This window comes from Acinetobacter tandoii DSM 14970 = CIP 107469, assembly GCF_000400735.1.
GTDB classification, from domain to species: domain Bacteria; phylum Pseudomonadota; class Gammaproteobacteria; order Pseudomonadales; family Moraxellaceae; genus Acinetobacter; species Acinetobacter tandoii.
This window is the reverse complement of the sequence record NZ_KE007361.1, coordinates 113,184-126,452: the sequence shown is the minus strand read 5'-3', so window position 1 is coordinate 126,452 and position 13,269 is coordinate 113,184. Positions and strand designations below refer to the sequence as shown.

Genomic DNA, 13,269 nt, shown 5'->3' with positions numbered 1-13,269 from the left:
CTTTGATGAATTTCTGTAATTAGTCCAGCATTTCGCGTTGAAACTCGTCACTTTGTAATGTTTTGCCACTTCTTGTACACGCACAGATACAGTCAATAAAGTATTTTGCATCTCGTGGTAGCGCCACTTCTCCAGAACAATAACGTTGTACTTGTGCATATACATTATCTTTAAAAGTTAAACCATCACCCCCTTCACCAGTCAGGTTATCGAGAGAGACACGGAATTTTCGACCAAAAGCTTTGGCAAACATCCATTCAATTGCTTGTGGTTTAATTTCTACTTGTTCAAATAAAGCTTGCTGTTCTTGTGTACGACCATCGGGAGCATACCAATAGCCTAAATCTGGGAGTAAGCGACGTTGTTCACCAGCAATCGTCCAATGGCTAATTTCATGTAAAGCACTATTAAAGAAACCATGGGCAAATTGAATACGTGCGGGCTGTTGCTCTGTCGCTGGAAAATATTCAGGTTCATCTTCGCCACGAATCAAATTCACATTAAGGTGGGAAAACCAGTAATTAAAGTGTAAGATGAGCCAGTCAACTTGTTCAGTTTCTGACTGTAAATTCGCCCATTCCAAACGTTGCACTTGGTCTGGTGAAATGTCAAAATGAACAGTTGAAAGTGTGCTAACAAGTGATTTTTTATTCACTTCTGTTTGCGGCTGCAACAGATGCATGACTGTGTTACCCAAAATGGTCTGTCTAAATAAGTACAAAATTGTATCTTAATCTTTGACAGAGTACTGATGAATTTGTAGAATTGCCGCCTTAATTATGTCAGCAAATACCTTTCCGGCACAGATTGAGCCGTTTAAATGGGCTGAACAAGGCTTTACATGGTCAGGTACCCTGCCATTGTCTCGCTTTGCTCGTATCGCTCGTGAAGCTGTTGGATCAATTGATGATCAATTGATTAACATAGACTGTAAGCTATCAATGGATGCGTATCATCGCATTGTGTGGTTAGATGGTCACGTTGAAACGACTGTTCCAATGGAATGTCAGCGTTGTTTAGACGCGGTTAGTATTGAACTCGTTTCAGATTTTCATCTAGCTCTAGTGGATGATGAGTCACTGATAGAGCGCTTGGATGAGGATGCTGATTTCATCGTCTTAGGTGAAAGTGAAGCAACGACGAAAGGTAGCTATGATGCGCCTGCGACGGCTGATTTACTCTCTCTGATAGAAGATGAATTGTTATTGTTGATGCCTTTGTCTCCTAAGCATGATGCTTGTGAACATAAGCACCAACCTGCCATTGAAGAGCTTGTTGAAGAAAAACGGGATAACCCGTTTGATGTTTTGGCAAGTTTGAAGGGTAAACTTAACTAATTTTTGTGTTATACTCTTCCGTATAAGACAACTGAATTTGTTCTGATCCATATTTTTCGATTTGTAAGGAGCCATCATGGCCGTTCAGCAAAACCGTAAAAGTCGCTCTCGCCGTGACATGCGCCGTTCACATGACGCTTTAACTGAGAATGCATTAACTGTAGACCAAGCTACTGGTGAGACTCACCGTCGTCACCACGTATCTAAAGATGGTATCTACCGTGGTCGTCAATTATTCGCTAAAGCATCTGCTGAATAATTGATGAAGCATTAAGTGATGAGCTTAATGAAAAAATTGGGAGCGTAAGCTCCCTTTTTTTTGCCTTCGATTTTTGTTGTATTTCGCAATTACCAAAAACAAAATTAAGTGTTAAATTTCCGCTCCATGAATGAGCAGTGACTACATAAAGGATTTTTTATATGTCTGCTAGACCACTCGAACAAGCAGCTCAAGCAACAAAAACTGCATTTGTGTTTCCAGGTCAAGGTTCGCAAAAAGCTGGCATGCTGGCTGAACTTGCTGAACAGTTTAGTGGTATTCGTGACACGTTCGCGGAAGCTTCTGAAGCCCTTGGTTTTGATTTATGGCATATTGCCCAAAGCGGTGAAGGCTTAGACCAAACTGAATTTACACAACCTGTATTGCTTACAGCCAGTATCGCTTTATGGCGTGTGTGGTTGGAGTTGGGTGGTGTTGCGCCTAAATACCTCGCAGGTCATTCATTGGGTGAATACAGTGCTTTGGTTGCCGCTGGTGCAATGTCATTGGGTGATGCTGTTAAGTTGGTAAACTTGCGTGGCAAGCTTATGCAAAATGCAGTGCCTCAAGGCAAAGGTGCCATGGCCGCGATTTTGGGTCTAGAAGATGCCAGAGTTCTTGAGTTGTGTGCTGAAGTCACAGCACAAGGTGAGGGTTCGGTAGAAGCAGCAAACTATAATGCACAAGGCCAAGTGGTTATTGCGGGTGAAAAAGCTGCTGTAGAAGCGGTGATGGCAATTGCAAAAGAACAATCAGGCAAAGCGATTGCGCTTCCTGTGTCAGTACCATCACATTGTTCGTTGATGAAACCAGCTGCCGAGCAATTCGCACTTGCTTTGGAACAAACTGCCATTGAGCTACCTAGCATTCCTGTAATACAAAATGTCAACGCGGAAATCGCGACAGATGTGGCGCAATTACGTCAGGCATTGACTGCACAATTGTACCAATCTGTGCAATGGACCAAGACGATGCAGTCTGTGCAAGATCAGGGTATTCAATTTATTGTTGAGTGTGGTCCTGGTAATGTGCTTGCCAATCTTGCGAAACGTTTGCCAAATATAGAAAAAGCATTCCCAATCGATGCGAAAGGTCGTATGGAGGATGCACTGAATGCCATTTTAGTGGCAGAAGGAAAAATTGCATGACACAAGAACGCAAAGTCGCTTTAGTGACAGGCGCAAGTCGAGGGATTGGTGCTGCCATCGCTCAACAATTGATTCAAGACGGTTATTTTGTAGTGGGTACTGCGACTTCTGAGTCGGGTGCGGAAAAATTATCAGCAGCATTTGGCGAAAATGGTGCAGGTAAAGTGCTTGATGTGCGTGATGGCACTGCAATTGATGCTTTGGTTACAGATATCGAACAAAATTATGGTCCAGTTCTTGCACTTGTAAATAATGCAGGGATTACCCGTGATAATTTGTTGTTGCGTATGTCTGAAGATGACTGGGATGATATTCTGAACATTCATCTAAAAGCAGTTTACCGTTTATCAAAACGTGTTCTTAAAGGCATGACCAAAGCGCGTTTTGGACGAATTATTAATATCAGTTCTGTGGTTGCACATTTCGCAAACCCAGGCCAGGCAAACTATTCAGCTGCTAAAGCAGGCATTGAGGCATTCAGCCGCAGTCTTGCAAAAGAAATGGGTAGCCGCCAAATTACTGTGAATTCAGTTGCACCAGGTTTTATTGCAACAGAAATGACAGAACAGTTAAGCGAAGAAATTCGTAAAAAAATGAGCGAACAAGTGGCACTTCAGCGCTTAGGTGAACCACAAGATATCGCGAATGCTGTAAGTTTCTTGGCTTCTGAGAAGGCAAGTTATATTACAGGTACGGTTTTACACGTAAATGGTGGTTTATACATGAGCTAATTAGCTGATGGATAAACTTTCAAAAAATTAGAGTTTCAATTAAACTAACGGCATTTAAAAACGCCACAAGCAATGAGGAGAATTCCTGTGAGCGATATCGAACAACGCGTTAAACAAGCGGTTGCAGAACAATTGGGTCTTAAAGTAGAAGAGATCAAAAACGAAGCATCTTTCATGGATGACTTGGGTGCGGACTCTCTAGACCTAGTTGAACTTGTAATGTCTTTCGAAAATGATTTTGACATCACTATTCCTGATGAAGATTCTAACGAAATCACTACAGTTCAATCTGCAATTGACTATGTTTCTAAGAAACTTGGTTAATTGTTGATGTTCAGCGCTGCTGAAAGAAAAGCCACCTTTTAGGTGGCTTTTTTAATGTCTGTATATACTGAGTTTTTGGAAGTAATGTTATAAGCATTTTTAGGTAAGTGAATATACTTACAAATATAGGTCGTACTTCTTAAAATTTAATTTTAATTTATGAATATAAGATAATGAAAAGACTTAAGACTAGAGCAGAGATGTACTTAGTATTAAAGTTGAGCGCTGTAGTTGGTTTGTTTGTAACAAATAATGTAGATATTAAAGTACAGTTTTATATGTTTTTAAGTTTTATTTAATAATTGTGGAAAATGATATTGATGGAAATAAATAATAATGAATATATATATGTATAATGGAATAAATAAATATTAATTTTAGTTAACCAGTACGCATTTTTATACTGATTAATTTAAAAATATTAATCAAAATCGATTTTAAAATTTTATTTACTCATAGAAATCTCTGTAAATTCTTTTAATTATTAATATTTTCTTAATAATTTTATTCATATTGTACTTTGAAATAATGTAGTTAAATTATTGAATTTAATTGCTAAAATTCTCTGTGAGAGATAAGCCACAGTGTTCTGTGGATATAAGAAATATCTAAAGTAAAAATATGAGAATGCGAAATAAGAAAGTGCAAGAAATGACTTGGCATAAAAGAATTGCTTTACTAGTCACATTATTATGTAGTAGTTCAGTTTATGCGGTTCAATTAAAAACGTTGTTAAAGACAGCTTTGGAGCAAGACCCAATGATGTTGGAAGCACAAGCAAATGAAGAAGCAGCATTAAGCAGAGTAAAAGAGTCAAAATCATTACATTATCCAACCTTGGCTTTGACTGCCAACCAAATTTTGGGTCAATCTCATAAGAGTCAATATGATTATGTGAGTGAAGATTTTACACCAGGGGTTAAGGGCAGTCTGAACCTTTATTCATTTGGTGCAATTACTGCTCAGGTAGATCGTGATGAAAAAAAATCTGAGTATTTTGAGCAGAAAATTGATGAGACTGCGGAAGAGCTAGGCTACAACATCGGTTCTGAATATTTGAAAGCACTTAATGTCTATGAAGCACTTGCTGTACAGATGCGAAGTTTGGAACGTCACAATAAATTTACGCAAGATATTAGTGTGATTGTGCAATATGATGCAGGACGCCGCTCTGAACTCACACAAGCACGTGCTCGTCAAATGCAGGTAGAACACACGATTAGTAGCTTGCAGCGTGAATTGGGTTTTGCACTGAGTCATCTAAAAAAATATTCATCTGAAGTGATTGATCAGGATACGCTGAGTGATCCATTTATTGGTCTGGCGCCGTCTGAATTTATATCGCGTTATCAATTGACCGAAGTTACACAGCACCCATCTTATTTGGCTCAGGAAGCCGAGCTTGAGAGTATTCGTTCTGAGGTGAAGTACCGTAAAGCAAAACGTTATCCAAGTGTTAACTTGGAGGGGAACGTGACTACTGAAGACCGTCAAGTGTATCTGAATATGTCATGGGATTTGTTGAATCGGGGAGCGAAATATTCTGTCGAACAAAGTGGGCAATCTGCTGTAGCAGCAAAAGCACGGCTTGATCAAATTCAAAGGGATATTGAAGAACGGGCACGTACTGCAGAAATTGATATGTTTCAGAGTCGGCAAAAAATGAATATTTCGCAAGAGCAAATTCTCGCTTCACGTAAGGTGGTCAGTGACAATGAAAAGCAATTTAAAATTGCACGTAAAAGCCTGATAGATGTGCTCAATGCCTATAACGAATTGGCTGGGGTCGAAATGGCTTATGTGACTGCACAGAATGATTATCGAATGGCAGCGTTGGCTTATTTGCGTGCTCAAGCCAACATTAGCAATTGGGCAAGGCAGTAATAATAAAGACTGCTGATCCAAAGCGGATGTGGATCATGCGTAATTGACCTAAAGGTCAAGTTATTAGAATAGGATGACATAAAGAGAATGAAATCCATAATAGAGCATATTGCTTTGGCAACCCGACTATTGGGAAGCCCTTTACCTGTAGCTACCTTGATGGCACAGGTGACGCATGACCAAAATTTAAATGTCAACTATCCTTCTTTGATTGAAGTATTAAAAAGCCATGGTTTTGAAAATACGCTAAGTAAAAAAGCACTACATGAAATTCCTGCATTGGCTGTGCCTGTAGTTATAGTTTTGCAGCAAAATGAAGCTGCTGTTATTACTCAAATTCATGGCTGCGGAGCAGATCGGGTTTATGAGTTACAACAAATTGATGGTTTAAAGCAAAGAATTGATCATTCGCAGCTATCAGCATTGTACTTGGGATACAGTTGGTTTATTAAACCAAAACTGACCAGTGACTTACGTTCTGAGTTACCGGAGTATCACTTGCCTAAAGCATGGTTTTGGAAAGTCATTTGGCGTTTTCGAGCTTACTATTCGCAAGTGATTTTAGCGACATTTGTTATTAACTTTTTGGTATTGGTCAGTTCTCTGTATGTCATGAATGTTTATGACCGAGTTATTCCAAACAAATCTTATGAAACGCTTTGGGTGCTCAGTATTGGGGTAATTTTGGCGATTAGCTTTGAGTTTGCCGCAAAAATGATCCGTGGGCATTTGACAGATATAGCGGGTAAAAAAGCTGATTTAATTATCAGTTCAGCCATTTTTCGTCGTGTGATGAGTTTGGATTTGGCGGAGCGTCCTGTTTCATCGGGTTCTTATGCCAATAACCTACGTGAATTTGAATCTGTCAGAGAGTTCATGACCAGTGCAAGTTTGTTGGTATTAGTCGATTTACCTTTCCTTTTGCTCTTTATTACCGTGATTTGGATGATTGGTGGAACGTTGGCAATGGTTCCTTTAATTTTAATTCCAATCGTGATGTTGGTTGGTCTGCTTTCACAAAGACCTTTAGCGCGATATATCAACGAATCAATGAAAGAGTCGTCACAACGTCAAGGTTTGGCGGTAGAGGCAATTGAAGGGATTGAAACATTAAAAGCCAATAATGCAACCAGTTGGGCACAGCAAAAGTGGGATTATTACACGGCTAAGACTGCTGCTTCGAGTACTAAAACTCGAGATTTGAGTAATTTTGTGGTTAATTTTTCTGTTGCCATTCAGCAATTAAACACAGTGATATTGGTGATTGTCGGAACTTATTTAATTCATAGTCCAGACCCAAATCATAAAATTACGATGGGGGCTTTAATGGCTTCAGTGATTTTGTCGGGGCGTGCCTTGGCACCCTTGGCGCAAATCTCAAGCTTAGCCATTCGTTTTCAGCAAGCTAAAATTGGTTTACAAGGCCTGCAAAGCATTATTGAACGTAAAATTGAACGTCATCCAGATCGGCAATATATCAGCTTAGATCAAGTGAATGGCGAACTTAAATTTCAAAACGTGAGTTTTAAATATCAACAGGATATTCCTCCAGTACTTAAGGGATTGAATTTAAATATTGCGCCTGGAGAAAAGGTAGGAATACTAGGGAAAATTGGCAGTGGTAAGACTACTACGTTAAAACTCGCCAGCGGTATGTTTGAGCCACTAGAGGGGAATGTCACGTTAGATGGTGTGGATTTACGACAGTTAGATCCAAATTATTTACGCAATCAGGTCGCATTTTTAGGGCAAGCACCCCGTTTGTTTCTGGGGACATTACGTGAAAACTTGGATTTGTCACGACAAGATGGTTTTTCTACAGATCAAGAGTTGTTATTGGCATTGAAACGATTTGGTCTGGACAGTTTAATTCAAAATCATCCGCGTGGTTTGGATATGCCTTTAGGTGAGGATGGTTTAGGACTTTCGGGTGGTCAGAAACAAATTATAGCCTTGGCTCGATTAACATTACGTTCCCCACGTGTAGTGTTATTAGATGAGCCAACCAATGGTTTAGATCAGTTAACTGAACGACAAACACTGACAGCATTGCATCAGTGGTGTAAAGACAAAACTTTGTTGGTGGTGACGCATCGGACTCAAGTTCTGAGTATTGTGAGTCGTGTTGTGGTGATTGACCAAGGTCAGGTGGTCATGGATGGCCCGCGAGATGAAGTTCTGAAGAAACTCGCTTTAAATGAGCAGGCGAAATCAGCAACAACACAAAACTCAACGGTTACGACAGGACAACCAAGTTCGACAGTAACCACGGGGCAAAAAGAAGGTCGTACCATCGTGATCAAACCAGATCATGCATCATCTGTACAAAATCATACGAATAATACGCAATTAGAAAAAATAAATGTTGAGTAGTCGTGTCAAACAAATCGACATCAACGTAAGTGAGGCATATGGAAGAATATCGAAACCCACCCGCAGAACGGGTTCAGTCGAAAGACTTGGAATTGTTGAATGACTTGAATGCTGCCTTACAAACGGAAAGGCATACGGGCTTGTTTTGGACAATTGGGTTGTTATTTGTATTTATGGTTGTGTTTGTTTTTTGGGCTTATCACAGTCATGTAGAGGAAGTGACACGTGGTCAAGGTAGTGTTATTCCAACCAGTCGTGAGCAGATTTTGCAAAGTTTAGACCCTGGAACAATCAAAGAGATGTTGGTAAAAGAAGGGGATATTGTTGAAAAAGGACAAATTTTGCTTCGTCTGGATGATACCCGAAGTTCTGCAATCTTAAGGGAAAGTGAGGCAAAAGTTGCCAATCTTGAAGCAATGTCAGCCCGTTTAAGCGCGGAATCTTATGGAACAGAAATCAAGTTTCCTGATGGAATTAGTGAATCTTTAAAACATCGTGAACGTGCAGCATATGTTGCACGTCGTCGTGCAGTAGATGACGCTGTTGCAGGACTTCAAACCAGTAAGGCGATGCTAGATCGTGAAATTTCGATTACGTCACCTATGGTCGCGGAGGGGGTGATGTCTGAAGTTGAGTTGCTACGTATGCGACGTCAATCTTCAGATTTGGCTTTGCAAATTAATGAAAAGCGCAATCAATATGCAGCGGATGCCAATAATGAATTGGTACGGGTTGAGTCAGAATTGGCACAAGCCAAAGAAAATATGGCAATGCGTGCGGACCCTGTAGATCGTTCACTCATTCGAGCACCACTAAGGGGCATTGTTAAAAATATCAAGATTAATACGGTCGGTGGTGTGGTACAGGCTGGGCAAGATATTATGGAAATTGTACCGCTGAATGACAAATTATTAGTTGAGGCTTATATCCGACCGCAAGATGTTGCTTTTGTTCATCCAGGGCTTGGTGCGATTGTGAAAATTACTGCTTATGACTATGCCTTATATGGTGGTTTAGAGGGGAAGGTGACTTTAATTAGTCCCGATACTTTGAGAGATAAAACACGACCAAGTGAATTAAATCTCAATCCAGATGAAGCGTATTATCGTATTTTGGTTGAAACCAGCCAAAATTCATTGACGGATAAAAATGGTAAAACCATGCCAATTATTCCCGGCATGATTGCCAGTGTAGACGTCAAGACTGGAGAAAAAACTATATTTCAATATTTAATAAAACCAATCACTCGAATGAAGCAGGCTTTACAAGAGAGATAAAGGTATTCTTTCGGCAGAAACTCTATATTTTAATAGGGTTTTTGTTATTAGAATAGATCTCTTGCGAAAGTCATTATTGCAAGTTTATCCGGTTTACGAGTGCAGCAATTAAGTTAATGCGTAAACCGAATCTTTTCCGTCTATTTCGATAGCGTTCACTTAATATTCTAAATGTTTTCAATTGACTATTAATGTGTTCGATCACAACTCGTATTTTTCCAATCATTTTATTGTACCTTTTCTCAACATCAAATAAGGGTAAATTCTTCTTTTTCTTTATTGGCATCAATAATTTAAAGCCATCTTGCTCTAATCCGTAGTACCCTAAATCGGTCATAACATATTCACAATGTTTGAATTTCTTAACCGTTTTTCTTGCCAATTTAATATCATGCTGACTGCCATTCGATATATCTAGCCCTATGATTTGTTTGCTGTTCGGATGATAGATCACTTGTGCTTTTAGCGTATGTTTCTTCTTTTTACCACTGTAGAACTTACTCTGATTTTTTTTTTGGACGTTCTATTGAACATTCTGTCGCATCAATAATGACCCAGTTAAAGTGTTCGTCTGCTGTGGTAATGCTTCGTTTTGGCAGAGTAAAACGTCTTGATTTCATCAATGCATCTTCAACCTTTTTAATGGTTCGATTCACATTACTTTCAGCGATATGGTAATTTGCCGCTAATTCCAGTTGAGTGCTGTAGTTCCGTAAGTAATTGAGAGTTAATAACAACTGATCCTCTATATCTAAAGTATGAGGACGACCTGATTTCTTTTTGAGTGATTCTGCTTTTTCTAAAACCTCTACCATTTCAGTAAAAACTTGTCGAGGTACGCCAACCAAGCGTTTGAATTCAGAATCTGAAAAACGATTTAATTTCTGATATCTCATGAAATTTATATTGAGGTGGTTTTTACTTTCGCAAGAGATCTAATAAATGAACCAGAATTGGGTTAATCTTCTATTATTTTAATAAGTTAATATATATTTTAGATGTATATTATATGGTATTGATTTTTATGTCATGTTTATAAAGTTTTGTTGTCTATTTTTTATTCAAAAATAATTAATATAAAAATATAATTCATCTATCTGAAAAATATGTGAACTGGTTCATATTATTTTAAAATTTATAATTAATGCTATTGTTTTTTTTTCTTTTTTTTATATTCTTTTAAAAAAGCATTATAAAAAATCATCACATAAACTCTTAATTTTTTTAAGGCTTTTGTGGAATAAAAATAAACCCCTTTGGTTTAAGGGTTAGGAAAATGAAGTAAAAATAACAGAGGTGGGTATTATGAGTATTAAAAGATTAATATTGGTGGTTGGGTGCTCGTTGTTCTGGATCGGATGTTCAACTGCAAATAATAAGCCGCCTTTTGAACATTGGAATCAGTTTGGTTCAAAACCTTATTTACAGCTGAAATCGATTAAAGAGAGGCATACACAGGTTGTATTTATTCGTGATAAAGATGGATTAAAAGGGCCAGCAGCAAATGTATTTATTGAAGGGCATTACTTAACGTCATTATTGCCTGGCTCATTTAAAGCATTACAGTTATGTTCACGTCCTACCCACATAAATGCAATTTATACGCAAAGTGCGTTTAACTATGCCAATGCCCGTCGATTGAATTCTACGCAATCGCTTACAGAAGGTACTACGCAATATTTCAGATTGGTTGGAGGCAACAATCAAGCAATACAAGTGCAAGAGTTAACAGAGACTCAGGCGCAAGCGTTGTTGCCAGATCTTAAAGAAGCTGTTGCTACAAAATCGCGTGTCAAAGAGAACGAAGAATGCACACAGCCTGTATCTGTTCAGGCACCTGCCAAAACTGTACTCAAAAAATACACCCTACAAGCCAGTACATTATTTAATTATGCGAAGTCTGGACCAAATGATTTGACTGCTCAAGGCCGTAAAGATGTTGCAGAAATTGCTTCTGAAATTAACCAAGACCAAGAAGCCATTAGCCATGTTGCAGTTATTGGATATACAGACCCTGTTGGGTCGGATAATTCTAATCAACAACTTGCACAACGTAGAGCAGAAACAGTACGAGCACTGTTGGTTCAAAATGGGGCAATGAAAAAGAATATTTTGGTTGAAGGTCGTGGTGAGCAAGAACTTGTAGTAAGTGATTGTGATCAGAAGTATGCCAATGATAAAGCAGCACGTGAGCAATGTGACTTACCAAACAGACGGGTAGAAATTGTGACCTATGGAATGAAAGCTGAATAACCATTGCTCAATATTTATTCACGATTTTTAAAAAACAAGTTATAAGAAAAGGATAAATAAAATGCCAAATCAAACAATCACTATAAAATTACATGATGCGAAAACCATTATTTCAGCTTTGCAAGTTACTAAATCTCATGACCAGCCTGTAATGATTCAGGCGCAAAAGGGCATTAATTATGAATTGATTGATGATGCAACTCAATTTGCGCCAGAAAATATTAAAATTCAGCGTGTGGGTAATGATTTATATATCAGTTTTGAAGATGATGGTACGAATGCGCTGGATCCTGATCTGGTTATTCAGGGTTATTACGGTACGGATGGGACAACAACAAATCTTCTGATTGGTCTGCATGAAAATGGCAGTTATTACGCTTATGTACCTGAAACAGGTGTCCAGCAACATGCAGTCAGTATGCTGGCTGATCAAGTCAGTGTTGCGCAAGCCTTGGGTGGTGAGCCATTAACCTCCGCATCATATGAATTTAATCCATATTGGTTACTTGCTTTAATTCCTCTAGTCGGTTTAGCCGCTGGAGGAGGTGGCGGCGGAGGTGGAGGTGGTACACCAGCGCCATCTGCGGATAAACCTGATGTAGTGGCTTTAAATGGTGGTGTAGTTACGGTTAAACCTGGCTCAAATAATGTTAAACAAGTCATTACCTATACCGACGAATCTAATAATTCCGTGTCCTTAACAGCAACAAAAGGTTCGGATGGTAAATGGAGTCTAGATAAAACCCCAACAGGTGTAAGTATTGATTCATCAACAGGTTTGGTGACTATCGGTATGGATGCTGTGAAAGATGGCAGCACGGTAACTTCTACGGGAACCAACTCAAGTAATAATACCGCGACTGATAGCGATACGGCTAAGGTGGATGATAGTACTCCAACTTTGGCAGATACACCTGATGTCATTGCTTTGGCGACAGGTGCGGTTGCATCAAAACCTGGCGCAGACAATGTTAAGCAAGTTATTACCTATACTGATGAAACTAATAATGCTGTGACTTTAACAGCAACAAAAGGGGCGGATGGTAAATGGAGTCTGGATAAAACCCCAAGTAATGTTGCAATTGACCCTGCGACGGGCTTGATTACACTTGGTCCAGATGCAGTCAAAGATGGCTCAATCGTTAAGTCCGTGGGTACTGATGCATATAACAACACTGCGACAGACAGTGATACGGCCAAAGCAGATGAGACCGATCCTCAAGGTACAGATTTAATTGCAGATAAACCTGATGTATTGGCGCTGGTAGGTGGTTCTGTAACAGTCACCCCTGGTGCAGATAATATTAAAGAGGTTATTCGTTATACTGATGAATCCAATAATCCTGTGATTCTAACGGCAACTAAGGGTGCAAGTGGAGTTTGGAGTTTAGACAGTACACCAACTGGTGTGATTATTAATCCTGTGACAGGTGTTGTTACTATTGGAATGGAGGCTGTAAAAGATGGAAGCACCGTCACTTCAGTGGGTACAGATCAATTTGACAATACTGCGAATGATAGTGATACAGCTAAAGCAGATGTTTCAAGCTACACAATAACCTTTGATTCGATCACCAACGACTCAGGTACCGCAGATGACTTCATCACCAATGATAATACCTTGTTATTTAAAGGCACGGTGGATCTGGCTGATGGTAACAGCCTCAGTGTAACGGTCGGTGC

12 protein-coding genes are annotated in these 13,269 nt (G+C 39.2%); 10 read left to right on the top strand and 2 right to left on the bottom strand.

Annotation, left to right across the window (positions count from 1 at the left end; translation table 11 throughout):
• Positions 1 to 19: 19 nt before the first annotated feature.
• The gene (locus I593_RS02795; RefSeq protein ID WP_016166061.1) at positions 20 to 682 is read right to left on the bottom strand and encodes an elongation factor P hydroxylase; all 663 of its coding nucleotides are present in this window, start codon (positions 680 to 682) and stop codon (positions 20 to 22) included.
• 97 nt (positions 683 to 779) lie between these two features.
• Here I593_RS02795 and I593_RS02790 point away from each other — a divergent pair, with 97 nt between their 5' ends.
• The 8 genes from I593_RS02790 (at position 780) to I593_RS02755 (ending at position 9,333) form a co-directional block, all read left to right on the top strand.
• Positions 780 to 1,337: a YceD family protein gene (locus tag I593_RS02790; protein ID WP_016166060.1), complete on the top strand. Its 558-nt coding sequence runs from the start codon at positions 780 to 782 to the stop codon at positions 1,335 to 1,337.
• Between the two features lie 76 nt (positions 1,338 to 1,413).
• Positions 1,414 to 1,596: a 50S ribosomal protein L32 gene (gene rpmF / locus I593_RS02785; protein ID WP_004279227.1), complete on the top strand. Its 183-nt coding sequence runs from the start codon at positions 1,414 to 1,416 to the stop codon at positions 1,594 to 1,596.
• Between the two features lie 161 nt (positions 1,597 to 1,757).
• The gene (fabD, locus tag I593_RS02780; protein ID WP_016166059.1) at positions 1,758 to 2,744 is read left to right on the top strand and encodes an ACP S-malonyltransferase; all 987 of its coding nucleotides are present in this window, start codon (positions 1,758 to 1,760) and stop codon (positions 2,742 to 2,744) included.
• On the top strand, positions 2,741 to 3,475 hold the full coding sequence (gene fabG, locus I593_RS02775; protein ID WP_016166058.1) for a 3-oxoacyl-ACP reductase FabG: 735 nt from the start codon (positions 2,741 to 2,743) through the stop codon (positions 3,473 to 3,475). The genes fabD and fabG overlap by 4 nt, the downstream gene beginning before the upstream one ends.
• An 87-nt stretch (positions 3,476 to 3,562) precedes the next feature.
• Complete coding sequence (acpP, locus tag I593_RS02770) at positions 3,563 to 3,799, top strand: acyl carrier protein (protein ID WP_016166057.1); 237 nt, start codon at positions 3,563 to 3,565, stop codon at positions 3,797 to 3,799.
• Positions 3,800 to 4,426: 627 nt separating this feature from the next.
• The gene (locus tag I593_RS02765) at positions 4,427 to 5,683 is read left to right on the top strand and encodes a TolC family protein (RefSeq protein ID WP_016166055.1); all 1,257 of its coding nucleotides are present in this window, start codon (positions 4,427 to 4,429) and stop codon (positions 5,681 to 5,683) included.
• 87 nt (positions 5,684 to 5,770) lie between these two features.
• Entirely contained in the window at positions 5,771 to 8,056 is a 2,286-nt protein-coding gene (locus I593_RS02760) for a type I secretion system permease/ATPase (RefSeq protein ID WP_016166054.1), read from the top strand.
• Positions 8,057 to 8,094: 38 nt separating this feature from the next.
• Positions 8,095 to 9,333, top strand: coding sequence for an HlyD family type I secretion periplasmic adaptor subunit (locus tag I593_RS02755; RefSeq protein ID WP_016166053.1), 1,239 nt, complete (start codon positions 8,095 to 8,097; stop codon positions 9,331 to 9,333).
• Between the two features lie 73 nt (positions 9,334 to 9,406).
• Here I593_RS02755 and I593_RS19890 read toward each other — a convergent pair.
• Positions 9,407 to 10,229, bottom strand: a protein-coding gene (locus tag I593_RS19890; protein ID WP_087554504.1) for an IS5 family transposase whose coding sequence is annotated in 2 segments (ribosomal slippage) — positions 9,407 to 9,847 and positions 9,849 to 10,229 — 822 coding nt in all. Because the reading frame shifts where the segments join, the coding sequence is not laid out codon by codon here.
• A gap of 409 nt (positions 10,230 to 10,638) precedes the next feature.
• Between I593_RS19890 and I593_RS02740 the strand changes: the two genes are divergently transcribed.
• Entirely contained in the window at positions 10,639 to 11,586 is a 948-nt protein-coding gene (locus I593_RS02740; RefSeq protein WP_016166052.1) for an OmpA family protein, read from the top strand.
• Between the two features lie 61 nt (positions 11,587 to 11,647).
• A partial coding sequence (locus tag I593_RS20595) for a hypothetical protein (protein WP_016166051.1) occupies positions 11,648 to 13,269 on the top strand: 1,622 nt, incomplete at its 3' end.

Excerpts from the sequence above, each read along its gene's own strand:
- I593_RS02740 (WP_016166052.1), top strand. The coding sequence starts at position 10,639 with ATGAGTATTAAAAGATTAATATTGGTGGTTGGGTGCTCGTTGTTCTGG.
- I593_RS02795 (WP_016166061.1), bottom strand. The coding sequence starts at position 682 with ATGCATCTGTTGCAGCCGCAAACAGAAGTGAATAAAAAATCACTTGTT.
- rpmF (WP_004279227.1), top strand. The coding sequence starts at position 1,414 with ATGGCCGTTCAGCAAAACCGTAAAAGTCGCTCTCGCCGTGACATGCGC.
- I593_RS02760 (WP_016166054.1), top strand. The coding sequence starts at position 5,771 with ATGAAATCCATAATAGAGCATATTGCTTTGGCAACCCGACTATTGGGA.
- fabG (WP_016166058.1), top strand. The coding sequence starts at position 2,741 with ATGACACAAGAACGCAAAGTCGCTTTAGTGACAGGCGCAAGTCGAGGG.
- I593_RS02755 (WP_016166053.1), top strand. The coding sequence starts at position 8,095 with ATGGAAGAATATCGAAACCCACCCGCAGAACGGGTTCAGTCGAAAGAC.
- fabD (WP_016166059.1), top strand. The coding sequence starts at position 1,758 with ATGTCTGCTAGACCACTCGAACAAGCAGCTCAAGCAACAAAAACTGCA.
- I593_RS02790 (WP_016166060.1), top strand. The coding sequence starts at position 780 with ATGTCAGCAAATACCTTTCCGGCACAGATTGAGCCGTTTAAATGGGCT.
- I593_RS02765 (WP_016166055.1), top strand. The coding sequence starts at position 4,427 with ATGCGAAATAAGAAAGTGCAAGAAATGACTTGGCATAAAAGAATTGCT.